This is a genomic window from Nocardia sp. NPDC004582 (assembly GCF_053602115.1).
The window spans coordinates 10,543-26,072 of the sequence record NZ_JBSGCY010000046.1 but is presented as its reverse complement, the minus strand read 5'-3'; the positions used below and the strand labels follow the sequence as shown (position 1 = coordinate 26,072).

At 70.3% G+C, this 15,530-nt stretch carries 12 protein-coding genes; 8 read left to right on the top strand and 4 right to left on the bottom strand.

Annotation, left to right across the window (positions count from 1 at the left end):
- Positions 1–329: 329 nt before the first annotated feature.
- The gene (locus tag ACWELJ_RS15525; RefSeq protein ID WP_452366821.1) at positions 330–1,079 is read left to right on the top strand and encodes a sulfotransferase domain-containing protein; all 750 of its coding nucleotides are present in this window, start codon (positions 330–332) and stop codon (positions 1,077–1,079) included.
- 185 nt (positions 1,080–1,264) lie between these two features.
- Here the strand turns inward: ACWELJ_RS15525 and ACWELJ_RS15520 are convergent, their stop codons facing one another.
- Positions 1,265–2,029, bottom strand: a complete 765-nt coding sequence (locus ACWELJ_RS15520; protein WP_452366820.1) for a CPBP family intramembrane glutamic endopeptidase — start codon at positions 2,027–2,029, stop codon at positions 1,265–1,267.
- Between the two features lie 46 nt (positions 2,030–2,075).
- The gene (locus ACWELJ_RS15515; protein WP_452366819.1) at positions 2,076–3,008 is read right to left on the bottom strand and encodes a pseudouridine synthase; all 933 of its coding nucleotides are present in this window, start codon (positions 3,006–3,008) and stop codon (positions 2,076–2,078) included.
- A 123-nt stretch (positions 3,009–3,131) separates the two neighbouring features.
- On the opposite strand from ACWELJ_RS15515, the gene ACWELJ_RS15510 reads away from it, so the two are divergent.
- The 3 genes from ACWELJ_RS15510 (at position 3,132) to ACWELJ_RS15500 (ending at position 7,643) form a co-directional block, all read left to right on the top strand.
- Entirely contained in the window at positions 3,132–3,983 is an 852-nt protein-coding gene (locus ACWELJ_RS15510) for a DUF4190 domain-containing protein (protein ID WP_452366818.1), read from the top strand.
- A 94-nt stretch (positions 3,984–4,077) separates the two neighbouring features.
- Complete coding sequence (locus tag ACWELJ_RS15505) at positions 4,078–5,910, top strand: ABC transporter ATP-binding protein (RefSeq protein ID WP_452366817.1); 1,833 nt, start codon at positions 4,078–4,080, stop codon at positions 5,908–5,910.
- Positions 5,907–7,643: an ABC transporter ATP-binding protein gene (locus ACWELJ_RS15500; RefSeq protein WP_452366816.1), complete on the top strand. Its 1,737-nt coding sequence runs from the start codon at positions 5,907–5,909 to the stop codon at positions 7,641–7,643. Before ACWELJ_RS15505 ends, ACWELJ_RS15500 begins: the two co-directional genes overlap by 4 nt.
- Positions 7,644–7,692: 49 nt before the next feature.
- On the opposite strand, the gene ACWELJ_RS15495 is transcribed toward ACWELJ_RS15500, so the two are convergent.
- The gene (locus tag ACWELJ_RS15495; protein WP_452366815.1) at positions 7,693–8,157 is read right to left on the bottom strand and encodes a hypothetical protein; all 465 of its coding nucleotides are present in this window, start codon (positions 8,155–8,157) and stop codon (positions 7,693–7,695) included.
- 136 nt (positions 8,158–8,293) lie between these two features.
- On the opposite strand from ACWELJ_RS15495, the gene ACWELJ_RS15490 reads away from it, so the two are divergent.
- Positions 8,294–9,589, top strand: a complete 1,296-nt coding sequence (locus ACWELJ_RS15490) for a SidA/IucD/PvdA family monooxygenase (RefSeq protein WP_452366814.1) — start codon at positions 8,294–8,296, stop codon at positions 9,587–9,589.
- Here ACWELJ_RS15490 and ACWELJ_RS15485 read toward each other — a convergent pair.
- Positions 9,544–10,200, bottom strand: coding sequence for a GNAT family N-acetyltransferase (locus ACWELJ_RS15485; protein WP_452366813.1), 657 nt, complete (start codon positions 10,198–10,200; stop codon positions 9,544–9,546). The two genes, ACWELJ_RS15490 and ACWELJ_RS15485, sit on opposite strands and share 46 nt — an antisense overlap.
- Before the next feature lie 154 nt (positions 10,201–10,354).
- Between ACWELJ_RS15485 and ACWELJ_RS15480 the strand changes: the two genes are divergently transcribed.
- The 3 genes from ACWELJ_RS15480 to nbtC are packed head-to-tail and all read left to right on the top strand — an operon-like array spanning position 10,355 to position 15,514.
- Positions 10,355–11,110, top strand: a complete 756-nt coding sequence (locus tag ACWELJ_RS15480; RefSeq protein ID WP_452366812.1) for a thioesterase II family protein — start codon at positions 10,355–10,357, stop codon at positions 11,108–11,110.
- Positions 11,107–12,423: a beta-ketoacyl [acyl carrier protein] synthase domain-containing protein gene (locus ACWELJ_RS15475; RefSeq protein WP_452366811.1), complete on the top strand. Its 1,317-nt coding sequence runs from the start codon at positions 11,107–11,109 to the stop codon at positions 12,421–12,423. Before ACWELJ_RS15480 ends, ACWELJ_RS15475 begins: the two co-directional genes overlap by 4 nt.
- Entirely contained in the window at positions 12,416–15,514 is a 3,099-nt protein-coding gene (nbtC, locus tag ACWELJ_RS15470) for a nocobactin polyketide synthase NbtC (protein WP_452366810.1), read from the top strand. The genes ACWELJ_RS15475 and nbtC overlap by 8 nt, the downstream gene beginning before the upstream one ends.
- The last annotated feature ends 16 nt before the right edge of the window (positions 15,515–15,530 follow it).

The window sequence follows — 15,530 nt, the reverse complement described above, 5'->3', positions numbered from 1 at the left end:
AGTGGGCCGTTCGCTGATATCCTCTCGGCCAGTCGATTCCAGGTTCCTGAGGGATCGCGATGAGGGATATGCGAATGAAGAAGTCTGTCAAGACCCTTGAAAAAGGGGCCTGGACCGGCGGTGACAGGTACACCGAAGGTTTTCGTCTATTCGAAGAATGGCAGCTGCGGCGATATCACGATGAGGGATATCTCCGGCATCCGATCCAGAGTCTGAACCTGGGTTGGCGATATATGACAATGCGTCATTATTTCGGGGCGGTGCCTCCGGTCCGGCTGTGGTGGCGTAACCGGTTCGGCGGTGCGCGCGCTCTTCCGGATTTCACCTGTGTGGGAGCGCTGAAAAGCGGCACCACCGATCTGGCGGCCTATCTGATGCAGCATCCGAGTGTGGTCGCGCCGCTGACCAAGGAGATCGGGCACGGCTTCCCGGTCGCGTGGGGGCCGTACCTGCCGTCCGAGCGGGAGAAGGCCGCGGTGGCCCGGCGCACCGGCCGGGCGCTGGTCGGGCATTTCGATCCGCTGCTGCACGATCTGCCGCTGATCGACAACCTGCGCGAGTCCAGCCCGCGGGTGAAAGTCGTTCTGATGCTGCGTGATCCGGTACGGCGGGCGTACTCGCATTACAAGTGGGATCTGTTCCTGAGCGGCCGGAACGGTCTGGGCAGCGGGCGTTACGGCGCGGATTTCGGCACGTATGTCGCGCTGGCGCTGGGGTCGTTTCCGGGCCCGCCGCCGACGATGCTCCCGACGATGCCGATGCTGGCGGCCGGGATCTACGTGCATTCGGTTCGGCGCTGGCTCGACACCTACGACCGGGAGAACGTGCATCTGGTGGCGGCCGAGGACTTCTTCGCCGACGCGTCCAAGACGGTGTGCGGTATCCACGAGTTCCTCGGTCTGCCCGCGATCGAGCCGGAGCCGCACACCGAGGTGACGAACCGCAATCCGTTGGAGTTCCCGCCCGCCGACGCGGCGACGCTGACTCGGTTGCGGGAGTTCTACCGCCCGTACAACGAGGAGCTGTTCGAGCTGCTGGGCCGCGATCTGGGCTGGAACGACCCGCCCGATCAGGTCTGACATAAACACGTTTCACTTTTTTCTCGAAAGTGCCACGGGGTGATCTGGACAACCGATACAGTTTCGCCCGTCGCACAGACTCGGTTCGGCGTGGCCCAACCCGCCGAACCGACCCCGGGCCGGCTGACCATAATCCTCTGTTCCCAGGTCAGCCGGCCTCCTCTTCTTCGCCGGCGGAGCCGGCGTCAGCGCACGGTCACGTGCCACACCACCGCGGCCGCCAGCGCGCCCGCGCCGTTCACCGCCCAGTGCAGCGCGATCGGCGCGAGCAGGCTGCCGCTGCGCCGCCGCAGCCAGGTGAAGACCACGCCCGCCGCGGCCGTCGCCAGCACCGCGAGCCCGATCCCGAGGATCTGCCCGGCCGGGCCGCTGCCCAGGAATCCGGTGAGACCCTTGTTGCCGCTGGTCAATCCGAGCGACGAGGCGATGTGCCAGAGCCCGAACAACATCGACCCGGCGGCGAACACGCCGCGCGCGCCGACCACCCGGTCCAGGGTGCCGTGCAGCACGCCGCGGAAGGCCAGCTCCTCCGGAATCGCGGTCTGCAAGGGGATGACGATCATGGACGCGATGAGCGCGCCCGAGACCGCGGCATAGCGGTCGTTCAGGAAGAACGGCCGGGTGATCGGCAGTGCCGCGCCGATGGCCACGGCCGCCAGCACCACGCCCACCGCCGCCAGTGCCCAGACCGAGCCGCGCCGCCACTGCGAGGGGGAGAGTCCCAGCTCCGCCCAGCCCAGTCCGCGACGCCGGACCATGGCCACCAGCACCACCGCGGCAATCGGCACCGAGAGGATGCTGGCCCACTGGTTGGTGAAGTGCGCGATGAGGTTCGTGCAGGTCAAGACGACGACAACGACGGCAACGTCCACGTAGGCGTGCAGCTTGTGGCCGGGCGGGGTGGGCGCTTCCGGCAGTGCCGCCGCCGCGCCGTTATCGTTTCGAGACATCCCGGCCAGTGTACGAGCGAATTCTTGGAATCCGCTTCGATTGTGGTTAATCGCTCGCCCAGCCCGTGGGATCGTCCCAGGCTCGCAGCGTGCGCGCGGTTTCGAAGCGCCGAGGTTCGCGGGTGACGGGGTCGGGGAACTCCAGCGCCGAGGCCAGCAATTGCAGCGGCCGCGAGTAGTCGTCGACCGGTTTGTCGGTGAGATCCGGATAGAAGTCGTCGCCCAGGATCGGGATCCCGAGGCTGTTCATATGGATGCGGATCTGGTGGGTGCGCCCGGTCCGCGGCCGCACCCGGTAGCGGCCCAGCCCGTCGCGCTGTTCGAGGAGTTCGATGACCGTCTCGGCATTGGGCTCGCCCTCGGTCTCGTAGGCCTTGAGCACCTGCCGTTCCTTGACGATGCGGCTGACGACCGTGCGCGGCAGGTCCAGGCCGGGATCGAAGCGCGCGATGGCCTCGTACTCCTTGTGGACCAGGCGCTTGTGGAACAGGGTCTGGTACGCCCCGCGCCGGGCCGGATTGATGATGAACAGGACCAGTCCGGCGGTCACCCGGTCCAGCCGGTGCGCGGGCACCAGATCCGGCAGGTCCAGGTCGCGGCGCAGCTTCACCAGGGCGGTCTGCAGGATGTGCTGGCCGCGGGGGATGGTCGAGAGGAAGTGCGGCTTGTCCACGATCAGGATGTCGTCGTCGCGGTGGACGATGCCGATCGGGAAGGGGACCTCGGTCTCCTCGGGCAGGTCGCGGTGGAACCACACCGCGCCGCCGGGCACGTAGGGCGTATCGAGGGCGATGGGTCCCGTCAGATCCACGATGCCGCCCTCGCGCAGCAGTTCGTCGATGCGTTCGGGCCGGACTCGGGGCAGCCGTTCCACGAGGTGGTCGCGGATGGTCGCCCAGTCGCCTTCCTCGGGTAGTCGCAACCGGGCCGGATCCAATCCGTGCCGCTTCGGTAGCGGTGGTTGCTGCCTGCGTCTCACCCGGGAAACCCTAGTCCCCGGGTATGTCCGGATTGCGCGGTACGGTGGGCCGACGCCCGGAATGTCCGGGTCAGCGCCGTGATCGGGGGTCCCGTGTATCCGAACGACCAACAGCCTCAGGGCATGCCGGGGCAGCCCGGTCAGCCGCAGCCGGGCCCGTACGGCTATCCGCAGCCCGGGCAGCCGGAATACGGCCAGCCCGGGTACGGGCAGCAGGACTACGGGCAGCAGCCCCCCTATGGTCAGCCCGACTACGGCCGGCCTCAGCCGGCATATGGCCAGCCGGACTACGGCCAGTCCGGGTATCAGCCGATGCCGCCCGGCTATCCGGTGGCGCCGCCGCCCGCGCAGGGGACCAATGGTTTCGCCATCGCCGCGCTGATCTTCGGTCTGCTCGGTACCTGTCTGCTGGCCATCCCGTTCGGTGTGATCGCGCTGAATCAGACCAAGCAGCGCAATCAGGCCGGGCGGGGTCTGGCCATCGCCGGTCTGATCGCCTCGGGTCTGTGGGTGGTGTTCGCCGTGGTCATCGTGGCCATCGCCGCGGTGACCGATTCGAACACCACGGCGTCGCAGGACAATACGACCCGGACCTCGGCCCTGTCGGACTCGCCGACCTCGATCTCCATCGACGATGTGAAGACCGGCGACTGCGTGCAGACGGTGGAGGAGAACAACCACATCCGCAAGGTGACCGTGCTGCCCTGCGATTCCCCGCACGACGGCGAGGTGATCACCCAGGTGCATCTGCCGGGTTCGTGGCCGGGTTCGGGCGACGCGTCGTTCGACAAGGCGAGCGAGGCCTGCCAGGTGCAGTTGGACAAGCTGCTGGCCTCGAGCCCGGTGGTGGACAAGCTGGAGTCGTTCATCCTGTACCCGGCGAACGAGGTCCAGTGGAACAAGTCGAACGGCCGCGCGACCTGCATGGTGCACAACGCGGATGGTTCGAAGCTGACCGCGAAGGTGCCGCGCTGACCCTCGGTGTGGTCGGCAAGCAAAAGTTAGCCTAACCTATCTTCTCGCCGGTGTTCGTGGGAGCGCCGGACGGATGAAGGTGGAAGGCGGACTGATGACGGTCGAGTCACCGCCCGCGGTCGAGGCGGGCCCCGAGCCGAGCGGGCCCGACGCGAAGGCCGAGGCGAAAGCGCGGCGGCAGCGGGAAGCCGCCGCCCGCAAGGAGATCCTCGCGCCGGTGCGCGGGCCGCTCACGGCCGCCGGGCTGATCGTGGCCGTGGCCGCCGTCTGCTCGGTGGTCCCGTTCCTGCTGATCGTCTCGGCCTGCCGGGAACTGCTGCGGGAGGTTCCCGATACCGATCGAGTGTGGCGGCTGCTGCTGATCGCGGTGCTGGTCCTGGTGGCCCGCGCGATCCTGCAGGCGGTGGCGCTGACCTGGTCGCACGCCGTGGACGCGCGCTATCAGCTGACCCTGCGCCGGCTGCTGGCCGACAAGCTGACCCGGGTGCCGCTGGGCTGGTTCGGCGCCCGCGCCTCCGCCGAGGTGAAGAAGTACCTGCAGGACGATGTCGAGGCGCTGCACTATCTGGTGGCGCACGCGCGCCTGGACTTCATCGCTTCGGTGACCGCGCCGCTGGTGACCCTGGTGTACCTGGCCGCCGTCGACTGGCGGCTGACCCTGGTCCTGCTGATCCCGCTGATCGGGTACGCGCTGTGCATGCGCGCCATGCTCGACGAGCCCGGCCGTGCGCGCCTGCTCGCCTACAACGCCGCCGAACAGCGCACCCGCGCCGCCACCGTCGAATTCGTGGACGGCATCCAGGTGGTGCGCGCCTTCGGGCGAGCGGGCAAGGCGCACAGCGAGTTCCGCGCGGCCGTCGAGGAGCAGACCGACCGGCTGCGGCGGCTGAAGCTGCCCGTCATGACGGTGCAGTCGATCTCGGACACCGTGGTCTCCCCGGTGTTCGTCATGCTGCTGATCGTGGTGGCCGGGCTGGCGGGCGTCGGCCTGGACTGGCTGGAGCCGCTCGACCTGTTGCCGTTCCTGCTGGTCGGGCTGGGTTTGGGCAGTTCGCTGCTGGGCCTGGGCTACGGCACCCAGGCGCTGCGCACGGCCGGTGACGCCGCGCTGCGCTTGCACGAACTCATGGACACCCCGGAATTGGCCTCCGGCACCGGCGAATCTGCGACGCCGGACGCGCCCGCGGGCCTGATCCGCTTCGAGGGCGTGAGCTTCGGTTACCGCGCCGACCACCAGGTGCTGCGCGCCGTCGATCTCGAGCTCGCGCCCGGCACCATGACCGCCCTGGTGGGCCCGAGCGGCTCCGGCAAGTCGACGCTGGCCAAGCTGCTGCCGCGCTTCTACGACGTCGGCAGCGGCCGGATCACCATCGGCGGCAGGGATATTCGCGATATCCCGAGCGACGAGTTGTATCGCACGGTCGGCTTCGTCTTCCAGGATGTGCGCCTGATCCGCGGGACCATCGCCGAGAATCTGCGCCTGGCCCGCCCCGACGCCGGCCTCGCCGAGCTGGAACGCGTGGCCCGCGCCGCCCGCATCCACGACCGCATCACGGCGCTGCCGCGCGGGTACGACTCCGAGATCGGCGTGGATGTCGTGCTGTCCGGCGGTGAGGCGCAACGGCTTTCGATCGCCCGCACGCTACTGGCCGACACCCCGATCCTGGTGCTGGACGAGGCCACCGCCTTCGCCGACCCCGAATCCGAGGCCGCGGTGCAGGACGCGCTGGCCGAGCTGGTGGCGGGCCGCACCGTCCTGGTGATCGCGCACCGCCTGCACACCATCACCGGTGTGGACCGAATCCTGGTGCTGGAGAACGGATCCCTGATCGAACAGGGTGACCACGCGAGCCTGCGTGCCGCGGGCGGCCCGTACCAGCGGCTGTGGGAGATCAACGCGACGGTGCTCGAGGAGGAGAGCCGATGATCCGCAAGGTGCTGGGCCTGGTGCCGGGCGAATTCGCCGCGCTGACACCGCGATTGCTGCTGGCCATCGTGGCCCAGGCGCTGTCGCAGGCGGCCGCGTACGTATTGCTGGTGCCGGTGCTGAAGGCCCTGTTCGCCCAGGATCTGGGCCGGGCCTGGTGGTGGACGCTGTGGCTGGCGCTGGCCGTGGCCGGGGTCGTGGTGTTCGGCTACCTGCAGTCGGTGCTGGGCCTGCGGGTCGGTGTGGGCATGCAGCACGGCCTGCAGACCCGGCTCGGCGATCATCTGAACGCGTTGCCGCTGGGCTGGTTCGACGACCGGCACGCGGGTGAGCTGTCGCGGGTGATGGTCGAGAACGTCCGCGAGGTGCAGGGCCTGATCGCCTATCTGCTGGCGAAGATGCTGACCGGCGTGCTGGTTCCGCTGGGCGTCGCGCTGGGCATGCTGTTCGTCGACTGGCGGATCTCGCTGGCCATGCTGGTGACCGCGCCGGTGTTGTTCCTGGTGAACCTGTGGGCCAACCGTTCCTATGTGGGCGCCGACGAGCGCATGCACGAGGCCGCGACCGAGGCGAACGCCCGGGTGCTGGAATTCGCTCAGGCGCAGCCGATGCTGCGTTCGCTGGGCGCGGTCGGCGCGGGCAACCGGGCGCTGGACGCGGCCCTGGCGCGTCAGCGCAGCGCCGCCAATGGCCTGCTGGTGGCCGCTGTGCCCGGTCTGATCGGTTTCGCGCTGGTGGTGCAGGCCGTCTTCCTGGTGCTGGTGTACCTGGTGGTGGGCCGGGCCACGGATGGCGCGATCTCGGCGGCGGCGGCGATCGCCCTGATCGCGGTGAGTTCGCGTTTCATCGAGCCGCTGACCCAGGCCGCGCAGCTGGGCGGCGCGTTGCGCGCGGCCGCGGCCGCCGCCGACCGGGTGAGCGCGCTGCTGGCGGAACCGGGGCTGGCGCAGCCGGATTCCCCGGTCGAGCACGCTGCCGCGCGGGTCGAGTTCGAGGGCGTCAGCTTCGGTTACGGCCCGGGCAAGACGGTGCTGGAGGACGTCTCGTTCACCGCCGCTCCCGGCACCACCACCGCCATCGTCGGTCCCAGCGGCGCGGGCAAGTCCACGCTGCTGCGCTTGGCGGCTCGTTTCCACGACGCGGATGCGGGCCGGGTGTCGGTCGGCGGCCACGATGTCCGTGACCAGCCCGCCGAGTCGCTGCTGAGCCGTCTGGCGCTGGTCTTCCAGAGCGTCTATCTCTTCGATCGCTCTGTGCTGGAGAACATTCGGGCGGGCCGCCCGGAGGCGACCGACGCCGAGGTGCTCGCGGCCGCGCGCACCGCGCGGGTGGACGAGATCGCCGAGCGGCTGCCCGACGGCTGGCAGACCGCGGTCGGTGAGGGCGGTTCGGCGCTGTCCGGCGGTGAGCGCCAGCGGGTTTCGATCGCGCGCGCCCTGGTCAAGGATGCTCCGATCGTGCTGCTGGACGAGGCGACCAGCGCGCTGGATCCGCACAACGAGGCGGCCGTGGTGCGCGGTGTGCACGAACTCACCCGGGGCCGGACGGTTCTCGTGGTGGCGCATCGGCTGGCGACGATCGCGCACGCCGACCAGATCCTGTTCATGGACGCCGGTCGGATCGTCGAACGCGGCACCCACGCGGAGCTGATCGCTCTCGACGGCCGCTACGCCGCCTTCTGGAACGAGCGCACCCGGGCCTCGGGCTGGCGGCTGGCTCCGGTCCCCGGATAGCCGAACGGCCCCGGATTCCCTTGGAGTCCGGGGCCGTTCGAGGGTCAGCTCACAGGCTGCAGGGCAGGAAGGCCACGCTCGCCACGGTGCACTCGGACTCGCTGGACAGCTTCCAGGTGCCGTCGATCAGCTTCCAGGTCAGCGGGAAGGTGAACGGATCGAAGCCGTCGACAGCCGTCTGCAGGGTGGCCGAGAGGGTGTCGCCGTTCTCGGTGACCGGGCCCAGGATGGTCCAGCGGAAGCTCGGCGGGGCGGCGTTCATGGCGGTGCCGACCTGGTCGAGCAGCGGCAGACCGGCGTGGCCGGCCTCGAGCTCGTTGGCCCGGGCATCGGCGCCGGCGCCGGTGTTGAGGGCGGTCTGCAGCTTGGCCTCGAGGTCGCCGGTGCCGAGGGAGGCGGTGCGAGCGGGCGCGAATGCCGGTGCGGCCGTGGCGGTCACCGCGCCGGCGCCGGTTCCGGCGAGCAGGGCGGCGGTGGCGAGGGCGGCACCGAGGAGGCGCGAAGTACGGGGCATGTGTTCTGTCCAATCTTTTCGTCTCGAGCGCTTCGCAAGCGCTGCCGAATCAATATAAGGTAAGGCTATGCAAACCTAAAGTGGTTGGCGGGTTGTGCGAGGCAGGCAACAGTTGAGCAACTGGGACGGAGAAGCGGTGGAGACACTTCTGGTGGTCGGTGCGGGGCCGAAAGCCCTGGCGGTAGCGGCCAAGTCGCGGGTGCTGCGGGACCTGGGCCTGCCCGCGCCGCGGGTGACCGTGGTGGAAGCGCGGACGGTGGGCGGCAATTGGCTGCCGACCGGCGGCTGGACCGATGGACGGCACCGCCTGGGCACCAGCCCGGAGAAGGACGTGGGCTTCCCGTACCACTCCACCTGGGCCCGCGGCCGCAACCGCGAAATCGACGAGGCCATGCGGGCGTTCAGCTGGACCGCCTTCCTGGTCGAGCACGGCACCTACGCCGAGTGGATCGACCGCGGCCGGCCCAGCCCGCAGCACCACGTGTGGGCCAAGTACCTGCAGTGGGTGGCCAAGCGCTGCGATATGGACCTGGTCCAGGGTTCGGTGACCGGCATCGCCGCCGCGGCCGACGGCTGGCTGGTCTCGGTCGCCGGCGCCGACGGCCGGGTCGACGAGATCGATTGCGACGCCGTCATGATCACCGGCCCCGGCCGCAGCGACCGCGCCCTGGCCGAGCACCCGAAGGTGCTCAGCATCTGCGAGTTCTGGGAGCTGGCGGGCCGCCGGGAGCTGCCGCCGTCCTCGCGGGTCGCGGTGATCGGCGGCGGCGAGACCGCGGGTTCGGCGCTGGACGAGCTGGTCAACCACGACATGCTGACGGTCTCGGTGATCTCGCCCAAGGCGACGCTGTACACCCGCGGTGAGAGCTATTTCGAGAACTCGCTCTACAGCGATCCGACCAAGTGGGCCGGGCTGGGCATGGCCGAGCGCCGGGATGTCATCCGCCGCACCGATCGTGGCGTGTTCTCGGTGCGCGTGCAGGAGAGCCTGCTGGGCGACAACCGGGTGCATCATCTGCAGGGCCGCGTGGTGAGCCTGGCCGAGCAGGACGACCGGGTCGCCCTGACCCTGCGCAACGATCTGCGCCCGGACCAGGTGCACACCTTCGATCTGGTGGTGGACGCGACCGGCGGGCAACCGCTGTGGTTCCTGGATCTGTTCGATTCCGCCGCAACCGATCTGCTGGAGTTGGCCGTGGGCGGTCCGCTCGAGCCCGCGCGGCTGGAGGCGGCCATCGGCTACGACCTGGCGGTGTCCGGGCTGGACGCCAAGCTGTATCTGCCGAATATGGCCGCCATGGCGCAGGGTCCGGGTTTCCCGAATCTCAGCTGCCTGGGCGAGCTGTCGGACCGGATCCTGCAGCCGGTGGTGAATCCCGGTCCGCGCTACCGGATCTCGGGCCGGTCCGCCGCGGTCCGCGGCAGCGTGTAGAGCGAGATCCGACGGTCCGGCCGAATGTCGAAGTCGCCGAGGTGCTGCCACCCGATCTTCTCCAACGCCTTCCGCATGGGGGCGTTGCGGTGATCGGGTTCGCACAGCAGCCGGCGGCATTCGGGTGCGGCCGCCAGGACCGCCTGGCCGAGCCGGCGCATCCAGTCCGACATGACGCCGCGGCCCAGCAGTGTGGTGTCGGCGGTGGCGATGTGGAAGCCCATGTCGTGTGCGTCGGCGTCGTAGAGGCGGGCGATCTCGTCCTTGGCGGGCCGGTACAACTCCACATAGGCGACCTCGCGGTTACCGAGCTCGGGCTTGCCGAGTGCGGTGAAGTCGTATTCGAGAACGCAAGGCCGGGAGAAGGTTCCGGCCAGCTGGGTGGCGCAGTCGAGGCGGCGGCGGTCGGCGTCCCAGGCCTGTTCCCAGGTCTCGAGCAGGTGCGGGCGGTGCATCCATTCGGTGATGGTCTCCGGATCGCCGGATTCGACGTCCACCAGGCGCAGCGTGAACGGTGCGGGGAACTCGGGCACCACGGGTGCGGGGGCGCGGCGGATGTGGTCCGGAAGGTCCGTGAGTTCGCGCGCGAGGACGTAGGTCGTCCGGTTCATCGCTGTGGCGCTCCGTTCGTCGGTTAGCTTGATCACCCTGGTTGGTAAGGCTAGCCTATACTAACTAGGCGGTGTTACGGTTGCCCGGACATTGCAAGGGGGACAAGCAGAACCGGCGGCTGATGCGTCGGGCAGGTCGTAGGAGAGCGGGAAAATGGCACGGGAACTCGGCTGGATCAGGCAATTTCAGGCCCCGAGTGCGGAATCCGCGCCACCGCTGCTGATCTTCCCGCACGCGGGCGCGGGCGCCTCCGCCTACCGGGTCTTCGCCAAGAGGATGGCCGCCGAATTCGATGTCGTGGTGTTCCAGTACCCGGGCCGTCAGGACCGCGCCCGCGAGGCCGCGGCGGAAACGCTGCAGGACATGGCCGCCGGAGCCTTCGCGGCCTTCCGGGAATCCACGCACGACACCGGTGCGCCCCTGACGGTTTTCGGCCACAGCATGGGCGCGATCGTCGCCTTCGAGTTCGCCCGGCTGGCCGAGGCCGCCGGGTTGACCGTGCGGTTGCTGGCCGCCTCCTCGGCCGCCGCGCCCGCGCGCATCGCCGATCTGCCGAACCACCCCACCGACGACGAGGCGCTGCTCGACCACATGTCGGCGCTCAACGGCACCGGCGCGGAGGTGCTGGGCAGCCGTGAGGTGCTGCGCATGGCGCTGCCGGTGATGAAGGCCGACTACCGGGCCTTCGACGCCTACTCCTGCCCGGCCGAGGTCGCCGTGGACGCGCCCGTTCACGTGCTCGGCGGCGACGAGGACGAATTCGTCGCGCCGCGTGACCTGTTCGCGTGGGAGAGCCACAGCCGCGCGGGCATCCGGGTCACCATGTTCGCGGGCGGCCACTTCTATCTGGACCAGCACATCGACGGCATCGCCGAGCTGCTCGCCGCGGAGAAGAGCGTCGTCGCGTGACCGGAGCGGACTCCGGCGATCCGATCGTGATCGTCGGTATGGGCATCGAGGCGCCCGGCGGTATCGACACCCTCGCGGACTTCTGGTCGGCGCTGGCCTCGGGCCGCGAACTGCTGGGACCGTTCCCACACGACCGGGACTGGCCGCTGGCGGAACTGCTGAGCCTGGGCGCTCAGGACGGCTGGAGCGCGGTCCCCGACGCGGGCGGCTTCCTGACCGGCGCGACCGAGTTCGATCCGCTGTTCTTCGGCATCACCCCGCGCGAGGCGGTCGCCATGGACCCGCAGCAGCGGGCCGGGATGCGGGTGGCCTGGCGGGCGCTCGAGCAGGCGGGGATCAATCCCGCTGCGGTGGACGGTGATTCGGCCGGCTGCTGGATGGGCGTCTCGGTCATGGAGTACGGGCCCCGGGTGGCCTCGGTCAACGAGCACAGCGGGTACCGGGTCACCGGGACCGCGCTGGGCGCGGTGGCCGGGCGCATCTCGCACGGGCTGGGCCTGACCGGTCCCTCGATCAGCGTCGACACCGCGTGCGCGTCCGCGCTCACCGCCGTGCACCAGGCGGCCGCCGCGATCCGCGCGGGGGAGTGCGAGTGGGCGCTCGCGGGCGGCGTGTGCGTGATGGGCTCACCGGGCGCGTTCTACGAGTTCTCCAAGAACAACGCGCTGGCCTCCGACGGCCACTGCCGCTCCTACGCCGCCGACGCCACCGGCACGCTGTGGGGCGAGGGTGCGGGAGTCGTTGTGCTGGAACGGGAATCACGGGCTCAGGCGCTCGGGCATCGGGTGTACGGGCGGCTGCTGGGTTCGCGGGTCAACCACAACGGCAAGGGCGCCCCGATCGCCGTGCCGAGCGCGGCCGCGCAGGAACGGCTGATCCGCGACACCCTGGCGGTGTCCGGGATCGCCGCCGAGCAGGTCGGTCTCGTCGAGGGGCACGGCACCGGAACCCCGGTCGGTGATCCGCTCGAATTGGCCGCGCTCGCCGCCACTTACGGCATCGCGCGGGCCGATACCCCGCGCCTGGGCTCGGTGAAGTCGAACGGCGGTCACGCGCAGGCGGCGTCCGGGCTGCTCGCGCTGATCAAGGTGCTGCTGGCGGGGCTGCACGGCCAGATCCCGCCGACCCTGCACGCCGACCGCCCCACCGCCGAAATCGATTGGAACGCCACGAGTCTGCGTCTGGCGACCGAGCTGGAGCCGTGGCACGCGGTGGACGGCGTGCGCTACGCGGCCGTGTCCTCGTTCGGTGTCGCGGGCACCAACGCGCATGCCCTGGTCGCCCTGCCCGAGCTGGAGGAAAGCGATGTCTAGCCACCGGCTGCCCGATGGCAGCATCCCCGTTCTGCTCTCGTCCGACACCGCCGATGGCGTGCGTGCCGAGGCGGCGGGCATTCTGGACTTCCTGGAGTCGCGGCCCGCGGTCGGCCCGGATCGGGTGGCGGACATGCTGTTCCGTACCCGCGCCGCCCGCCGGTACCGGGCGCTGGCCATGGTCACCGGACGCGAGGAGCTGCTCGACGCGCTGCGCGCCGTCGCCGCCGGGACCGCGCATCCGGCGGTCGTGTCCGGTGACGGTCCCGCCACCGCGCGCCGCATCGGGTTCGTGTTCCCCGGTCAGGGCTCGCAGCGCCCGGGTATGGGCAAGCTGTACTACGAGCTGTCCCCGGCTTATCGCTCGGCGGTCGACGAGTGCTCGGGTCTGCACGCCGAGCGCTTCGGCCATGATCAGCCGCTGCACTACCTGCTCGGCGCCGAAGGGCGGTACCAGGACACGGTGTGGGAAGTGCAGCCCGCCTTGATGTTCCACATGGCCGGTCTGGCCGCCATGTGGCGGGCCGCGGGCGTCGAGCCGGCCGCGACCGTCGGCCACAGCCAGGGTGAGCTGGCCGCGGGCGCGGTCTCGGGGGTGATGTCGGTGCGTGACGCCGTGCTGGTGGTCACCCACCGCGCGCGCCTGGTCGAGCGCCTGTCCCCGCGCGGCTTCTCCATGGCCGTGCTGGCCATGGACCGCGAGGACTGCGAGGCGCTGCTGGCGCGGAACTCCGGCTGGGCCGAGCTGTCGGTGGTGAACGCCCCGCACATCATGGCCATCTCCGGTGACCGCGAGACCATCACCGACATGGTCGCCGCGGCCACCGCCCAGGGCCAGTTCGCCCGCGAGATCGGGGTCGCCTACCCGGCCCACACCTCGATCGTGGCCGAACTGCGCGAGGAGTTCGAGGGCTTCCTCGGCGGCGAGATGAGCAGCGCGACCTTCCTCGGCAGCGAGATCCCGTGCTATGGAGCGACCTTGGGCGCGCCCATCACCGCCGACCTGATCCAGGAACAGTACTGGTACTGGAACCTGCGCAACCGCGTCCGCTTCGACCGCGCCGTGGTGGCCGCGGCCCGCGACGGCATCGACACCCTCATCGAGGTGGTCGAGCACCCCGTCCTGCAGCTGGCCCTCCAGGAGAACCTCACCCTGGTCCCGCCGGACCCGGCCCGCGGCCCCCGCGACTTCAAGGTTCTCGGCACCTCCCTGCGCACCGCGACCACCCTGCGCGAATTCACCCGCAACCTGGCCACTGTCGCGGTCCACGACCTCGGCTACGACTGGAATGCCCTGTGCACCGACGCCACCCCGGCTCTCCCGCTGCGCGACTTCCCGCACACGGTGATGAACCCCAAGCGCCTGTGGGCGAACCCGGGCTACGCTCCCGAAAAGATCACCGCCCCGGCCCCGGCCGTGCCGAAACCCCAACGCCTGGTGGAGAAGTGGACCCCCTGGGAGCGCCGCTCCCTGACCGCCCCGCGCCGCCTGGCCTTCGTCGACCCGACCGGCCGCTGCGCCGACCAGCTCGCCGCCCTGCTGGCGGCCGCCGACCGCTACGGCGCCACCGCGACCGCTGAGGCCGTCTCGGCCTTGTCGGTGCCGACGTACGACAGCGTGGTGATCCTGTGGCCCGCGCTGCCGGAAGGCGACTCGGCGTGTGCGGTCGCCGAGCTGAGCGAATTCTTCGCAGGGCGTGCGTGGTTGCCCGCACTCGCGGGCGTTCGGCCCGGCGGCGACTGCTGGCTGGTGACGGTCGGTGGTGAAGCCGTGGTTCCGGGCGATGCCGTGCCGCAGCTGTTCCACAGCGCGGTGGCGTCCGGATTCCGGTGTGTCGGTGTGGAGAAGCCCGGCGTGCTGTTCCGGCACCTGGATCTGGCGGCCGACGCCGGGGCCGCCGAGTCGAATCGTATGGTGGCGGCGCTGCATACCGCGGGTGAGCCGGAGGTCGCGCTGCGCGGCGGGAAGGTCTTCGCCAAGCGCTTGGTGGCCGACGAGTCCGAGCCCGGTGCGGCCGCCGATCTCGATCATGTGCTGATCGTGGGCGGCACCGGCAAGCTCGGTCTGTTGTTCGCGGAGCATTTCGCCCGGCAGGGCGCGGGTCGGGTCACCCTGGTCAGCCGGTCCGGCGAATCCGGTGCGGTCGCCGCGGATGTGGCGCGGGTGCGGTCCGCCGGAGCCACCGAGATCGTGGTCGAGGCCTGTGACGTGAACGCCGTCGACGACGTCGCGCGCCTGGCGTCGGGGCTGGGGCAGCGGCCGGTGAGTCTGCTCGTCCACGCCGCCGTCAACTATGTGGACGCGGGCATCGAGGAGATCACCGCCGACCTGGTGGCCACCGCCGCCGCGTCGAAGGTCCTCGGCCTGGAAGCCGTGCTGGACGCGGTGCCGTTGAGCGCGACCGGCCGGGTGCTGCTGTGCTCGTCCATGGCCGCGACTCTCGGTGGGCGCGGGCAGATCCTGTACGCGGTCACCAACCGAATGCTGGATGTGCTCGCCCGCCGTGTGCGGGAGCGGGGCATCGACTGTTCGTCGCTGGAGTGGGGCCTGTGGAGTGTCGCGGGCCCGCTGGACGAGGCGGGTATGGCGCGGGTCGAGGGCGCCGGGGTGTTCCCGATGCGTCCCGCCGACGCGATCGCCGCCGGATTCACCGGGCAGCCGACGGACGCCATCGTCATCTCCGCGGACTGGCCGTTCCTGCGCGATGTCATGGGCGCGTTCGGTCAGGCGTCGGTGCTGTCGGAAGTGCCGGAGCCCGAACCGGTCCCGGCGATCGCGGCCGCGGAACCGGAAGCGCCCGTCGCGGCCGAGGTCGTCGCGCCGGAGCCCGCCGCACCCGCGCCGGTCGTCGCTGACCGCCCGCTGGCGGATCAGGTGCTCGCCGAGCTCGAACGCGTGATGGGCATCGACACCGGCGACAGCATCGACCGTTCGGTGCCGCTGGTCGCGTTGGGTCTGGATTCCTTGCAGGCCTTGGACTTCCGCAAGCGCGTGCAGGCGTCGCTGGACCGGGATCTGCCGGTCGCCGCGATTCTCGGCGGTGCGTCACTCGACGATGTCGTGCTGCTCATGGCAGCGAACACCAACTAAGGGCTAGGGGCCAGAT